The sequence below is a fragment of the Parcubacteria group bacterium genome, from assembly GCA_016181765.1.
In the GTDB taxonomy this organism is placed as follows: domain Bacteria; phylum Patescibacteriota; class Patescibacteriia; order UBA2169; family UBA2169; genus CG10-46-32.
This window is the reverse complement of record JACOYR010000004.1, coordinates 22,568-37,147: the sequence shown is the minus strand read 5'-3', so window position 1 is coordinate 37,147 and position 14,580 is coordinate 22,568. Positions and strand designations below refer to the sequence as shown.

The following is a 14,580-nucleotide window of genomic DNA, read 5'->3' as shown; positions in this document are numbered from 1 at the left end:
AGCCCTGTACCACGGTGAAAAAAAGGTACCTGACACCTTTTTCCTTGACGCACCTGCATAATTATTTGTATAATGGATGCATGCACCAGGATATTCTTTCTTACCTGCACCATGCATCAGAGAACAAAACGCTGGCGCACGGCTACGCGCTCATCGGGCCCGAGAATTCGGGCAAGATGGAACTGCTTGGGCTGTTCTTGAAAGATTTTTTTCCGGCTGATTCAATGGCGCATCCGGATATCAAAATCATTGGGCCGGAGGAAGACGTGATAACCATCGGCACGGTGCGCGAGGCGCGGTCCTGGCTTTCCCTGACCCCCCTTGCCGCGGATAAAAAGGCGCTCATCATCAACCAGGCGCACACCTTAAACACTGAAGCCCAGAATGCGTTTTTGAAAATTTTGGAGGAGCCAAGCGATAGTACGTACATTTTTTTGCTCTTAAATCATGCAAAGCGCATCCTTCCCACTGTGTATTCGCGCGTGGTGGCCCTGCATGTTGCCCCGGAGCGGGAGGATAGGCCCGCGACCGGCCCGGAGCACCTGATCCACTCCCTGCTTGCGGCAGATTCGGCGCCTGCGCGCATGCGCTTGTGGCTTTCCGCGGGCATCGTCCAAGGCGACATCCGCTCCTGGCTCCAGGAAGCGCTTCCCAAGCTGCGCTCCCGGCTTTCCGGAACACGTTCAAAATCATTGGCCCGCGCCATGCGCGACCTCATCCGGGCCTTGGCATACCCCAAGGCGCGCAACTGGCAGCTCGTTGCGGAGCGCCTCATCATTTCACTATAAAAACAAAATATGCGCGCCTTATCACTTGCCATCATACTGGCATTTCCATTGTTCCTCGGAGCGGCATGCACGCCGGGACGATCTAATCTTGCGGCGTCTGACGGCGGGGTGTGGGTTTCCGCAAGCGATGGAGAGGCGTGGGAACAGCGCTCAACCATATACAAGGACCGCGTTTCAGAGAAGACCATCAGCGAGGTGAATATCGCGCGGTTCGTGTTCTCGCCGGCTGATCCGCGCAAACTGTTCGCAATCAGCGAGAAGAGCGGGCTGTGGTTTTCGTGGAACCAGGGGCATTTTTGGGATTTGGTCCTGCCGAACACCGGAGTGGCTGACATAGCCATACACCCCGAGAACCCGAGCCGCATCTATGCGGCGGTTGGCGCAACAGTAGCGCTGTCAACGGATGAGGGCGTGACGTGGAAGAGCGTCTACACCAGCGACAATCCGGGCATACTCATCACGAGCGTTGCCCTGCGCCCCGGCCGCACCGCGACCGTGTACGCGGCCACGAGCATCGGCGATCTGCTGGTTTCGGACGACTCCGGCATATCCTGGCGCGTGCACGCATCGCTCGGCACAGGTACTACGCTCACCCGCATGCAGTTCCACCCGCAGCGCGACCAGACTATGTATGCGCTTGTTTCCGGCAGGGGCCTCGCGCGTTCCGAAGATGCGGGGGAGCACTGGTCCTACTTTGAAGAGGAGTTCAAGCCTTTTGCGGGCGCCAATGACCCGCGCGGCTACGCGCTCGTTCCATCCGGCATTGTGTACGCTTCGCGCTACGGGCTCCTGCGGAGCCTGAACCATGGGGAGGACTGGACCAGTTTGCCCTTGATTTCGGGTCCGCGGGACGCTAACATATATTCAGTTGCGGTAAACCAGGAGAATCCGCTTGAGATTTTCTACGGGACCACGTCCACCCTGTACCACTCCCTGGACGGCGGGTTCAACTGGATTCCGCGGCCCCTTCCCACGACCCGGACAGCTACGGAGCTTGCCCTGTACCCCGGGAACTCCGACATGCTGTTTATGGGCGCAGGCTTAAGCAGGAGATAGTTTAAAATTTCGCTACGAAAAATTATTCTGCAAGAGGTCTTATGGAATTCACCCAGCAGCTTAAGCAAAACCAGGAGCATTTTATTCTCGCCCTCAAAAAGCTCCGCACCGGCCGTGCCCACCCGGACATGGTGGCTGATATCAGCGTGGAAGCGTACGGAGCCCAGACGCCGCTTTCCGGCTTGGCTTCCACATCCATCCAAGATGCCCGGACACTGCTTGTTGAGCCGTGGGATAAAAACATCACTAAAGACATTGAAAAGGCGATCATCGGGGCAAACCGCGGGCTTTCGGCGAGCGTTTCGGGATCCGTGGTGCGCGCAAGCATTCCGCAGATGACCCAGGAAAACCGCATGCAAGCGGTTAAGTCCCTCAAAGAAACTCTGGAGAAAGCGCGCGTGTCCATGAGAGTCGCGCGGGAAGAAGAAAAAAAGCGCATAGAACGCGCGGCAAAGGCCGGTGAGCTTACGGAAGACGACCGGCTGGACGAAATCAAGCGCCTGGATGAGGACACTAAGCAGGCGGTCGCGGCGCTTGAGAGCATTTCAACTGAAAAAGAAAAAGAGCTCATGCAGTTGTAACTATGCTGATTACGATTATCGGATTCATCATCATCCTCGGATTTTTAGTTCTGGTCCACGAGGCCGGGCATTTTTTTGCCGCTCGCCTTTTCCGGATTGCCGTTCTCGAATTCGGCATTGGGTTTCCGCCCAAGGTTGCGAGCAGGAAAAAGGGGAATACCGTGTACTCCATCAATGCCATTCCCCTGGGAGGGTTCGTAAAAATCAAAGGCGAGGACGGGGAGCGGGGCCAGGAGCCGGACAGCTTCGGCTCAAAGCCGGCCTGGCAGCGCGGCCTCGTGATTATTGCCGGCGTATCCATGAACGTGGTTGCGGGCTGGCTTTTGCTCATCATCCTGTTTATGGCGGGCGCGCCGGTTGAAAGCGGAGATCCCATTGAGCCCCAATACATGCACAACCAGAGCCTGGTGGTGGTTGAGGTGCTTAAGGATTCTCCGGCCGAGGAAGCGGGCATTGCAGTGGGTGACGCCATTGTGTCTGCTAATGGCGTTTTGTTCAGGGATATTGCGTCATTCCAGCAATTTACCAGCGCGCAAGAAATCGGCGCTCCGTTTGAGGTTCGGTACAAGCGCGCCGGGGTGGAGCAGGCAGTTGTGCTTGAGAGCGTTATGCTTCCGGAAGCAGATATTGATCGCGGCGTCATCGGCGTCGGGCTTTCGGAAGTCGGCATCGCCAGATTGCCCGCGCATAAGGCCATTGTTGCAGGCACCATTGCAACCGGAAACTATTTAGACCGCATTGCCCGCGCGTTCGGCAGGATTTTTCAGGGGCTCTGGCAAGGCCAGGGAGTTGGGGATAATTTGGGCGGGCCGCTCGCCATTGCGGTTGCCGCGGACGACGCCATAGAGCTCGGGCTTTCGCACGTCATCATATTCACAGCCATCCTCTCGTTCAACCTCGCCATCATCAACATCCTTCCGTTCCCGGCTCTTGACGGGGGCAGGCTTATATTCCTTGCGGCTGAAGCAATCCGCAGGAAGCCCTCCCGGGTAGAGGTGGAGGCCTGGTTCCACAGGGTGGGTTTTGCGCTTTTGATTCTGCTTGCCGTGGTTATTACGTACCGCGACATTGGGCGCTTTGGTGGACGGATCTGGCAGGCTGTGGTAGGGTAAAGCTCCTACTAACGATTCCGCGCCCCTATGGCACTACGGCTCTTCGGAAGGCTTTCAAAAGACATTGGCATTGACCTCGGAACCTCAAATTCCATTTTTTACGTTAAGGACAAAGGCATTGCCATCAACGAACCCACGATCGCGGCCTTGAACACCCGCACCGAGGCCTTGGTGGCAATCGGGATTGACGCCAAAAAAATGCTCGGCAAGACTCCGCCGCACATCGCAGTGGTTGAGCCCATGGTTGCGGGCGTGATATCCGATTTTGAGGTTGCGGAAAAGTTCATCAAGCATTGCATTGAAAAAATCCACCGCGGCTCGTTCGCGTTCTCTCCCCGCCCGCGCGCCATTGTGAGCGTCCCTCTGGAAATTACGGAAGTTGAGCGCAAGGCCGTGATTGATGCCGTAACCAGCGCGGGCGCGCGCGAGGTGCGCCTCGTGCTCTCCCCGCTCGCCGCGGCAATCGGCGCCCGCCAGCAGGTGCGGGAATCGTACGGCAGAATGGTGGTTGAAATCGGGGGAGGAATTACGTCCATTGCCGTCATCTCTTTGGCCGGGGTGGTGGCATCCACCATGCTCAAAACAGCGGGGAACACGCTTGATGCGACGATCCAGTCTTTTATCAGGGAAAATTTCAACGTAGGCCTCGGCAGGAAAGCGGCCGAGGAAATCAAGATTAAAATCGGTTCCGTGATCCCAAGCGTTGAGCAGGCGGGCGAACTCTCGGTAAAGGGGCGCAACATGCTCACCGGCCTGCCCAAGGAGTTCTCGGTCACAGATGCGCAAATACGGGAATCAATCAAGCGCCCGGTGCGGACCATTATGGACGCAATCCGCACCACCATAGAGAACGCCCCCTCGGAGCTTATCGGCGACCTCTACGAGAGCGGGATCCTGCTCTCGGGCGGGGGCGCCCTCCTGCGCGGATTTGACGCTCTCATTGCAAAAGAGCTTACCATGCCCGTGCGCGTGGTTGACGACCCCCTGACCGCGGTGGTCCGCGGCACCGGATTGCTCCTTGACGACGAAGCGCTCCTCTCGGAAGTTGAAGCCGCGAGCACCTCGGTGTTCGGGTAGCGCCATAAAGGCGCCGCGCGGCAGCGCGCCGAAAAATCAAAAAATTTTCACGCGTATGGCAAACAAAAAAAACATGGCCCTGCTTGGGGCGTTCGGGGCACTGGTCATCCTGTACCACGCAACTCCGTTTTCGCGCGCCGTGGATGCGGCAGTGCTGCCGCTCGTTTCGTTTTTTTCACCGGCGGCTCGGCTCGGCGCGGGCATTTCGGCGGTTGCCTCCGGCGCGCGCAGAGGAGGTGATTTGAAGCGGCGCATTGCGGAACAGGAACAGGTTATTGCCCTGCTTTCACGCGAATCGGATGCCCCAGCCGCAAAGCCTTCCGCTGTTGCTTTTCCTTCGGTGTCCGGCCGCGTGGTTGCAGTAGAACGCGTGGGAGATACGCGCGTGCTCCTGGTTGACCGAGGCAGCGCTTCCGGAGTTCTGGAAAACACGGCAGTGGCAACCCGGGAAGGGATATTTGTGGGAAAGGTTGTTTCCGTGTTTGAGCATTTCAGCCTGGTCCTGCCCGCAGGCGACCAAAAGAGCGCTGTTGCGGCGCAAAGCGCCGCCCATCCAACTGTTGAGGCCGTGGTCAGGGGCACGCCCGGGGCCGGGCTTGCCATGGAGCTGGTCGTACCGGATGCGGAACTCGGGGTTGGGGATCTGGTGGTTACGTCGCTCTTGGAAGAGAACACGCCCGCAGGCCTTCTGCTCGGCACGGTCGGCACGGTCTCGTACACCGAGGGCGAGCTTTTTAAGGAAGCCCTGCTCATTCCGGCGGGTTCCCTGGATTCTTTTTTCGAGGTTTTGATATTCATCCCGTTTTCCGCGGACCCGTAGCTATGCGCATACTTCTGCTTTTGCTTGCGGCGTTCGCGATTGACGCGGTGTTTGCGCCCGCCCTTACGGATGGATTCCGGATGTACACGGGTTTTGTGGCAGTGCTCTACGCGGCGCGCTGCTCAACCGATTCATCCGCGCTTTTTGGCGCGCTTTTTTACGGCCTTATGTTGGATATCTTGAACCCTTTGGTGCCGTTTGGGACCTTTGAGGCAGTACTTGCGCTGTCGTGGGCCGCGGTTGAAGCCAGCCGCGGCCTGGTTGCCAGAATTGATTCCAAACGGACGCTTTTGGCGGTGCTTGCGCTTGTGTTCGGATACGCGCTCGGATTTGAGGTTGTAGTACACCTTTCGGTTTCGCTGTTTTCGGCCTTGCCCGCAACTCTCCCGAGATCCCTCGCCGCGCAGGCGCTGTACAGCGCGCTTGCGACGGTAACTTTTAGCGCGTTCGTAGCGCTCGTGGCGCGCGCGGGAAGCGCGGCCGCGCACAAATGGCTCCTGATATCCAAAAGCGCGGGTAGTGCGCGAAAGGCGTAGCCGCATATGGCGCCTGATCCCTTTATCATACAAGAGCATGGCGGCGGAATCCGCGACCGCAGTCTGCCCGCATTTCGGTATGAGGTTGATGGCGACATTGTTGCCGCTGATTCGTACCGGAAACCCGGCATAAGCCCCCGCACGCACCGATACCGGGGGTCCGCATTCGCAGTATTCGCATTCCTCATTTTTGGGGCGCTCGTGGGAAAGTTGTACTACCTGCAGGTGGTGCGCGGGGAGGAGTACTATGGCGCCGCCGAGGGCAACCGCATACGCAGCGTTCCGCTCATCCCGGCCCGGGGGGTCATTTTTGACGCGGACCAGAAGCGCCTCGCATACAACGTCCCTGATTTTGCCATTGTGGTGGTACCCGCGGATTTGCCGGAGACACAGGAAGAGGAGGATGCTATTTTTGAAACCATCGCCCGCGCTCTAGGGGTTCCGGCTTTTGATTTGGTTGAGCGTTTCGCGGACGTTCCGCGCGACCGTTCTGAACCCGTTGAAATCATGCGCGGCCTCTCCCAGGAGCAGGCGGTTATGCTTTTGTCCGACGCCGCAAACTGGAGCGGTGTTGAGGTAGTTCCCACGCACTCCCGCGCCTATGCTTTTCCGGATGAGCTTTCCCACGCGCTCGGGTACACGGGCAGCATATCGCCCGACGAGTATGCGTCCTATGTTGGGGAAAAGGGATACCTGCTCCTTGAGCGCGTGGGAAAGGCGGGTTTGGAAAAAACGTATCAGGAGCGCTTGCGCGGCTCGCCGGGGCGGCAGCTCCTTGAAGTTGATTCCCGGGGCCTGCCCTCGCGCGCGCTTGAAACCGATGAAGCCGCGGTTGGGGACAACCTGTACCTGCACCTGGACGCAACGCTTCAAAAAATCGCGTGGGATGCGCTCAAGGAGTCAGTTCTTGCGCACAAATCCCCCGGCGGAACCGTGGTGGCGCTTGACCCGCGGAGCGGGGCGGTCCGCGCGCTGGTGAGCTGGCCTTCCTTCTCTTCGGAGGAATTTGCGCGAGGCATCAGCGTTTCCGCATACCAATCTCTGCTTTCGGATCCGGGCATCCCGCTCTTAAACCGCGCAACCAGCGGGGAATACCCCTCGGGCTCAACTATTAAGCTCGTGGTGGGCGCTGCCGCGCTTGAGGAGAGGCTGGTGAATCGGTACACGAGCGTTCTTTCTACGGGCGGCATCCGGGTGGGCGCGTACTGGTATCCGGACTGGCGTTCCGGCGGGCACGGCGAGACCAACATCATACATGGCCTTGCGGATTCAGTGAACACGTTCTTCTACGCGGTTGGCGGAGGGTGGGGCGCCATTGAGGGCTTGGGCATTGACCGCATCGCGCTCTACGGAAGGCGGTTTGGGCTCGCCGCGGCCACGGGCATTGATGTGCCCTCGGAACGGGCCGGGTTTCTTCCCAGCCGCGAGTGGAAAGAGGAGGTAAAAGGCGAACAGTGGTACCTGGGAGACACCTACCACGCGGCTATCGGCCAGGGCGATGTTTTGGTGACGCCGCTGCAGGTTGCCAATTTTACGGCGGCAATCGCGAACGGCGGCACCTTGTACAGTCCCCGGCTTGCGGACCGCGTGGGCCGCGAATATGAGCTTTCCGAAATCATTGCGCCGGTTATCCTGAACCCGGAAGTCGCGTCTCCCGAGAACGTGCGCATTATTCAGGAAGGCTTGCGCGCAGCGGTTACCTACGGCACGGTTCGTTCGCTGGGGAGCCTTCCGGTTGCGGCAGCCGGAAAAACCGGCACCGCAGAGTGGAGCGAGAGCAAACTGCCACACGGATGGTTTACGGGGTACGCTCCCTACGAGGATCCGGAGCTCGTGGTGACCGTGCTCGTGGAACAGGGCGGGGGAGGGGATCTGGCCGCAACGCCGGTCGCTAAAAAAATTTTTGAGTGGTATTTTGGGCGCGATCGGGTTACCTCAAGCCCGCGATAGGGCAGAGTATCTGAAAAGGGCTTGACACGCGCGCTGCGAGCGCATAGTATATATAATTAGTATGCCAGAAAACCAGACCTATTTAACTGATGCCGGCCACAAGAAACTGAAAGAGGAGTTGGAGCGCCTCAAGAAAGTGAAGCGCCCGGAAATTGCGGAGCGCATCAAGCAGGCAAAAGACTACGGCGATCTTTCCGAAAACGCCGAATATGCGGATGCGCGGGAAGAGCAGTCTTTTGTGGAAGGCAGGATTTTGGAGCTGGAGGCAGCGCTTAAGAACTCAACCGTGGTCAGCAACGTGGATTCTGACCCTGATACCGTAAACATCGGGGACACGGTCACGATTTCGCGCGATGGGGTAGTGAGCGCCTATACCATTGTTGGCTCCAAGGAAGCAGATCCTGGAGGAGGCAAAATATCCAATGAATCTCCCATTGGCCGCGCCCTCTTGAACCGCACCAAAGGGGATGAGGTTGAGGTCAAAACGCCTAAAGGGGTTGCACTGTGGAAGATTGTAAGCATTGAGGCGTAGGCCGTTGTACCGCATTGCGGGCTTACAGGAACAAAGGCATCGGCGGCTTTTTTGTTGCGCAAATTGGTTATTTGGCATATACTATTCAGTATGCAAAAGAAATCCCAGCATCAAGACGAGCAAGCAACCCGCATTGAGCGCTTATCAAAGCTCCGCGCCGCAGGCATTGACCCCTATCCCGCGCAAACGTCTCGCGACCGCACGATTTGCAAACTGCGTGAAAAACCGCCCACGGGCACAAAAGAAGCGACCATCGCGGGCCGGGTCCGCTCCCTGCGCGGGCACGGGGGATCAACGTTTGCGCACCTTGAGGACGGCACCGGTTCCTTCCAGGTGTACCTAAAAGAAGACAAGCTTAAAAAGCAGTACGAGCTGTTCGCTGATACGGTTGATATCGGGGATTTCATAGAGGCAACCGGCGCGGTGTTTACCACCAAGCGCGGAGAGGAGACTCTGCTCGTGTCTTCGTGGGGCATGCTCGCCAAAGCGCTCCGGCCGCTCCCGGAAAAGTGGCACGGCTTGCAGGACATAGAAGCACGGTTCAGGAAGCGGTACCTGGATCTCATCGCCAATCCGGAAGTGCGCGGCCGCATGAAGCAGCGTTCAGCGATACTAGACAGCATCCGGGAGACCATGCAAAAGTACGAATTCCTGGAAGTTGAGACCCCCACCCTGCAGCCCATTTACGGCGGCGGGTTTGCGCGGCCCTTTATCACGCACCACTTTGCCTTGGACGCGGATTTTTACTTGCGCATTTCGGATGAGCTGTACCTCAAGAGGTTGCTTGTCGGCGGCTTTGAGCGGGTGTATGAAATCACCAAGGTGTTCCGGAATGAGGGCATTGACCACAACCACAACCCGGAGTTTACCATGTTTGAGGCCCAAGCCGCGTACAAAGACTATGCCTGGGGCATGGATGTGTTTGAAGAGATTTTTGAAAATGCGGCACAGAGCGTTCTGGGCACGACCGCAATCAAGCGCGGGGATGCGGCCGCGGACGTCCGGCGCCCCTGGAAGCGCATGACAGTCTCGGAAGCCGTCTCAAGTGTGGCTGGCCTGGACGCCTCGGGGTGGAAGAGCGTTTCTGCCGCAAAAAAAGCGGTTAAAGCGGAAATGAAAGGCGCCCCCGGCGCTTCTGACCTTGATTCCATGAATTCAATCGGCGAAGTGCTCGCGTTCGCGTTTGAAGCGCTCGTGGAAGAAAAACTCATTGAGCCCACAATCATCCACGACTATCCGGTTGAGGTTTCGCCTCTCGCTAAAAGGTGCGCCAACAATCCGAATTTTACGGAACGGTTTGAGGGATTTATGTTCGGGCTTGAGATTGGCAACAACTACTCGGAATTGAACGACCCGGAAGATCTTTATGCCCGGTTTGTGGCTGAAAAGAAAAAACAAGAAGCCGGATTTGAGGAAGCGCACCAGACAGACCTTGATTACCTGGAAGCGATTGAGCACGGCATGCCGCCGGCGTGCGGATTCGGCATTGGCGTTGACCGCATGGCCATGCTCTTGCTCGGCGCCGCGAGCATCAAAGAGGTGATCCTGTTCCCCACCTTGCGGCCCAAAGAGAAAGAGTGACGCGGTATGCACACGTGGGTTGAAATTTCAAAAAGCGCGCTCAAACACAACGTGGCGCAATTCAAATCACTCATCCGCGCTGCCGCGCTCATTGCCGTGGTGAAGGCGAACGCGTACGGCCACGGTTTGGCCGAGGTTTCCGAAGTGATCCAGGACGACGTTGATTTTCTTGCCGTGATTAACCTGGATGAGGCGCGCCTCATCCGCGCGCGAGGCGTGCACACGCCCATCATCATCCTTGGGTACATTGAGGAAACTATTGAGGCCCTGCAGTGGGCCGTGCAGGAGCGCGTGGAGATTGTGGTGAACAGCCTTAGCCACGGCCAGCGCCTTTCAGAATTGCTGGCGCAAAGCCGGGAGTCCGGCGTACTGCGCGTGCACGCAAAAATTGACACGGGTTTGGGCAGAATGGGTATTTCGCCCGAGAACGCGGTTTCGTACATCGCGCAGATCAACGAACTTCCGCAACTGTACCTGAAAGGCGTTGAGAGCCACTTTGCGGACGTTGCCGGGCATCGGGAGTACGCGGAGGAGCAGTTAAAGCGTTTTTTGGACATCAGGTACCAGCTGTTCCGCGAAAAAGTTGAACCCCAGCTTTGGCACATGGCGAAAACCGAAGCCATTCTCGGGTTTCCGGAATCGCACCTTGATGCGGTCCGCCCGGGCATCGGATTGTACGGTTTGTGGCCGGACCCGAAATGTGCCGGCCGTAGAGCCGGCACACACCCTGAATTTGAGCTTAAGCCCGTCCTATCTTGGAAAGCCAGGATCCTCCAAGTTAAAGACTGCCCCGAAGGCGCATATATCGGGTACGGATGCACGCATCAAACCAAGCGCAAAACAAAAATTGCCGTTATCCCGGCCGGGTACTACGAAGGGTATGGCAGGGGATTATCCAACAGAGGGGAGATGCTGGTGGCTGGCAAGCGCTGTCCGGTGCTCGGGAACGTATGCATGAACATGGCCATGATTGACGTAACTGGCGTCGCGGGCGCAACAAGGGGCGATGAAGCAGTGCTTATCGGAAAACAGAAAGACGAAGAAATCACGGCTCGCGAAATCGCGGATCTGCTCGGGACCGTGCAGTACGAGGTGGTGGCCGGCATTAATCCATTCATAAAAAGGATCGTTGTTGATTAATACATGTCAAAAACACGCATAGCAGTGTTATTCGGGGGCAGGTCAGGCGAGCATGAAGTTTCGCTGGTTTCGGCGAGCTCGGTGCTGGAGCATCTGGATCCTGCAAAGTACGACGTGGTGCCCATAGGCATCACCAAGGAAGGCAAGTGGATTGCGGGCCCCGAATCTTTGCGGTTCTTAAAATCAGGGACAGCGCCGAGCGAGAGCAATGCGTTGCTAAGGCCCGAACCTTTGGGCGCGGCGCCAGGCGGGGGAGAGCTCGGCAGGATTGACGTGGTGTTCCCGGTGCTGCACGGGCCCTATGGAGAGGATGGCACGATCCAGGGTTTTTTGGAGCTTACGGGCGTGCCCTATGTCGGGTGCGGGGTCCTGGGGTCTGCCCTGTGCATGGATAAGGTCATGCAGAAAAAAGTGCTTGCAGGGCTCGGATTCAAACAGGTGAAGTATGAGTGGTTCTGGGCGAGCGAGTGGGAAGGGCGCAAGAGCCAAATTCTGAACGAATTCAGCCTGGCGTACCCCTTATTTGTAAAGCCCGCCAACATGGGATCAAGCGTGGGAATCACGAAAGCGCACGACGCGGCAGAATTCGTGAAAGCAGTAGAGGAGGCCCTCGCGTACGACCGTAAAATTATCGTTGAGCAGGGAATTGAGCATGCGCGGGAAATAGAAGTTGCCGTGCTCGGCAACCAGCAGCCGGCCGCGAGCTCGCCCGGCGAAATCATCCCGTCAAATGAATTCTACGACTACGACGCGAAGTATATAGACGGAAAATCAAAAAGCGAGATACCGGCAAAGCTCTCAAAAGAAAAAACAGCGGAAATCCAAGGGCTTGCGGCGCGCGCGTACAAAGCGCTGGACTGCGAGGGCTTGGCGCGCGTTGACTTTTTGCTCGCAGGAGACGGGACAGCGTACATAAACGAGGTAAACACCATTCCGGGGTTCACTTCAATCAGCATGTATCCCAAGCTCTGGGAAGCATCCGGCATGCCCTATGGCGAGCTTTTGGACGAGCTGATTAAGCTCGCGCTTGCGCGCGCCGAGGAAAAGAAGAAGCTTCTGGTTTCGTACCAACCGAAAACCGAATGGCATGCTGACTGACCATGTTGAGGAGACACCGCTACTACAAACCAAAGCGCGGCCGCATCCAGAAGATAAAACACCCCATCCGCGAACAGATGGCCGGCCGGGCTACAGCGGGCCGGGCCAAAAAAATTGTTGGCGCACTATTTGCCCTGGCGACAACGGGCTGGTTTGCGTACTTTTTCCTGGCATCGGATAATTTCGCGGTCAAAAGCATAGCCATCTCCGGAAACCGGAACATTCCGACCCAGGAGCTTTCGGCCATCATCGGCCGCGAGCTCGGGGGCGCGCATTTTTTGTTTGTGCCGAGGAGCAATATCCTGCTCGTTTCCAAAGAGGGGATTCAGGAGGCCATACGCAAACAGTACCTTGTTGACGAAATCACGATTAAGCGCGCTCTGCCGTATACGCTGCAGGTGGCGGTGCAGGAAAAACTCTCCCGCGTGGTGCTGCGGGTTATCACCCCCATTGAGATTATTCCGCTGCCCGCGGAGAAAGAGGAGAGTGGGGAAGAAGCAGTTCCACCAGATGTGTCGCACAATAATGTTACTGAAACCAAAGAGGCGGAAGTGAGGGAAGTGCAGTACGCCGAATCCTACCACCTTTTGGACGTAAACGGCATCGTGGTTAAGAGCGGCCCTGCCTCGGAACGCGACCTCGCGGAATTGCCCATCATAGAGATCATCCGCAACGATCAATCCGAAATCAATCCAGGGGCAGCCATATTGAATCGGGAAATCGTGGAATTGATTTTTGAGCTCTACGAGCGCGTTAAGATGTCGCCGCAGGCCATAGCGCTTTCGCACGTATCCTTTGACCCCGAGAACTCGCGTGAGCTCATATTTAAGACCAAGGAAGGCTGGCAGGCGTTGATAAGCACGCAGATACCCCTTGAAACGCAGCTGCAGAAGCTTGAGCTTGCGCTTGCCGAGAGGATAAAGGAGAACCGCAAAAGCCTCCAGTATATTGACTTGCGCGTAAAGGACCGGGTTTACTTCAAATAGGCCTGCATACGGAAAACAGCCTTTTTTGGCAAGGCTGTTTTCTTGTGTCGCATAAGTTAGCTTGTGCGAACCTACGGCAAGTAGCCTACGGGGTTAACCGGAATGCCGTTGAGGCGGATTTCCAGGTGCAAGTGCGGCCCGGTCGTCAACCTCCCTGCCCCGGGGGTGCCCGGGGTCGCTCCTGAACAGCCGATGACCTGGCCCTGCACCACGTATTCGTCTTCCGCAACCAGGATGCACGAGACGTGGCCGTACACGCTGGACAAGCCGTCCGCATGGATCACGGAAATGTAGCTGTACCCGAGTCCCCCGTCAAACGCGCGCGAAACATAGCCCGAGCCGATGGCTGCGACAGGGGTCCCCTGTTTGGCGCGTATGTCAATGGCCGGGTGCTCAAAGTACCTGCGGAACGGGTAATCCGGGTCATGGAACTGCGCGGTAATGGTGCGGCTCGCAATGGGCCAGATAAATCCCTGGCCCGAAAGCTCGGACAGTGTTTTGTCGCCGCTCGCCTCAAGCCGCGCCCGCAGGGCGCGCTCCAGGCTTATGATGTCATTGTTGATTTGGGCCTGCTCTGCCCTGACCTGCGAAAGCAGGGCCTGGAATTTCTCCTCGTCAGCCTGCGTTGCTTCAAGGACCACGTTCTTGGCCGTGACCTGCCCTTCCAGGGAAACCTGGCTGCCCTCAAGCTGGGATTGCAATTCCTGGAGCTCTACGCGTTTTGCTTCCAAGTCACGCTTTTCGCTCTCAAGCTTTTCGCGAACTGCTTTGAGTTTTTTGAGGATGACGGACAGGTCTCCCTCAACGGTTTCCAGGTACTGGGTTTCGTCAAAAAATTCAGAAAAAGCGTCATTGGCGAGCAGGATTTCCACAGGCGTCTTTTGGCCGTGCTGGTAGAGGATGCGTATGAATTCGGATAAGCGCTCGTGCTGCCCGGAAATTTCAGCTTCCTTATCCTGGATCCGTTTTTCGTTTTCCGCAATGGACAGGCTGGTTTCGGCGATTTCCTGGCGTTTGAGCTCAAGCTTGAGCTTGGTCTGGTCAATCTGGTCCCCGAGCCCGTCCAGCTGGTTGCGGATAGTCAAAGATTCATTGCGTTTTGCCTGGATGCGGCCCTCGTACTCGTCAACCTTTTTTTGTATTTCTTCAATTGCTTTGCGCTGATCTTTGATCTGCTGGGCGATGTCCTGGATTTCAGGGTCTTTTCCGGTCGGCGCACCCTGGTCCTGGGCGTTCGTGACGCCCGGGTTCAGCAAAAAAACGCACACCGCGAGGAGTGCGGCCAGGGCTTTGTTTTTGTTTGGCGTTTTTTGCATATTCTCC

At 57.3% G+C, this 14,580-nt stretch carries 14 protein-coding genes; 13 read left to right on the top strand and 1 reads right to left on the bottom strand.

What is annotated here, in order from left to right:
• Positions 1-80 precede the first annotated feature (80 nt).
• The 13 genes from HYT31_02615 to HYT31_02555 all read left to right on the top strand — a co-directional run bounded on the left by HYT31_02615 (position 81) and on the right by HYT31_02555 (position 13,257).
• Positions 81-788 carry a hypothetical protein gene (locus HYT31_02615; GenBank protein ID MBI2050674.1) on the top strand — a complete coding sequence of 236 codons (708 nt, stop codon included), beginning with the start codon at positions 81-83 and terminating at the stop codon, positions 786-788.
• A gap of 9 nt (positions 789-797) precedes the next feature.
• Positions 798-1,844, top strand: coding sequence for a hypothetical protein (locus HYT31_02610; protein MBI2050673.1), 1,047 nt, complete (start codon positions 798-800; stop codon positions 1,842-1,844).
• Positions 1,845-1,885: 41 nt separating this feature from the next.
• Complete coding sequence (frr, locus tag HYT31_02605) at positions 1,886-2,425, top strand: ribosome recycling factor (GenBank protein ID MBI2050672.1); 540 nt, start codon at positions 1,886-1,888, stop codon at positions 2,423-2,425.
• A 2-nt stretch (positions 2,426-2,427) separates the two neighbouring features.
• Entirely contained in the window at positions 2,428-3,537 is a 1,110-nt protein-coding gene (locus HYT31_02600) for a site-2 protease family protein (GenBank protein ID MBI2050671.1), read from the top strand.
• A 27-nt stretch (positions 3,538-3,564) separates the two neighbouring features.
• On the top strand, positions 3,565-4,614 hold the full coding sequence (locus HYT31_02595; protein MBI2050670.1) for a rod shape-determining protein: 1,050 nt from the start codon (positions 3,565-3,567) through the stop codon (positions 4,612-4,614).
• A gap of 55 nt (positions 4,615-4,669) precedes the next feature.
• On the top strand, positions 4,670-5,434 hold the full coding sequence (locus tag HYT31_02590) for a hypothetical protein (protein ID MBI2050669.1): 765 nt from the start codon (positions 4,670-4,672) through the stop codon (positions 5,432-5,434).
• A 2-nt stretch (positions 5,435-5,436) separates the two neighbouring features.
• Entirely contained in the window at positions 5,437-5,970 is a 534-nt protein-coding gene (locus HYT31_02585) for a hypothetical protein (GenBank protein ID MBI2050668.1), read from the top strand.
• Positions 5,971-5,976: 6 nt separating this feature from the next.
• On the top strand, positions 5,977-7,920 hold the full coding sequence (gene mrdA, locus HYT31_02580; protein MBI2050667.1) for a penicillin-binding protein 2: 1,944 nt from the start codon (positions 5,977-5,979) through the stop codon (positions 7,918-7,920).
• Positions 7,921-7,981: 61 nt separating this feature from the next.
• Positions 7,982-8,452 carry a transcription elongation factor GreA gene (gene greA, locus HYT31_02575; GenBank protein MBI2050666.1) on the top strand — a complete coding sequence of 157 codons (471 nt, stop codon included), beginning with the start codon at positions 7,982-7,984 and terminating at the stop codon, positions 8,450-8,452.
• 90 nt (positions 8,453-8,542) lie between these two features.
• Complete coding sequence (gene lysS, locus HYT31_02570) at positions 8,543-10,033, top strand: lysine--tRNA ligase (protein ID MBI2050665.1); 1,491 nt, start codon at positions 8,543-8,545, stop codon at positions 10,031-10,033.
• A gap of 6 nt (positions 10,034-10,039) precedes the next feature.
• Positions 10,040-11,173, top strand: a complete 1,134-nt coding sequence (alr, locus tag HYT31_02565; GenBank protein ID MBI2050664.1) for an alanine racemase — start codon at positions 10,040-10,042, stop codon at positions 11,171-11,173.
• A gap of 3 nt (positions 11,174-11,176) precedes the next feature.
• Entirely contained in the window at positions 11,177-12,271 is a 1,095-nt protein-coding gene (locus HYT31_02560) for a D-alanine--D-alanine ligase (protein ID MBI2050663.1), read from the top strand.
• Between the two features lie 2 nt (positions 12,272-12,273).
• Entirely contained in the window at positions 12,274-13,257 is a 984-nt protein-coding gene (locus HYT31_02555; protein MBI2050662.1) for an FtsQ-type POTRA domain-containing protein, read from the top strand.
• 71 nt (positions 13,258-13,328) lie between these two features.
• On the opposite strand, the gene HYT31_02550 is transcribed toward HYT31_02555, so the two are convergent.
• Positions 13,329-14,573: a peptidoglycan DD-metalloendopeptidase family protein gene (locus HYT31_02550; protein MBI2050661.1), complete on the bottom strand. Its 1,245-nt coding sequence runs from the start codon at positions 14,571-14,573 to the stop codon at positions 13,329-13,331.
• Between the last annotated feature and the right edge of the window lie 7 nt (positions 14,574-14,580).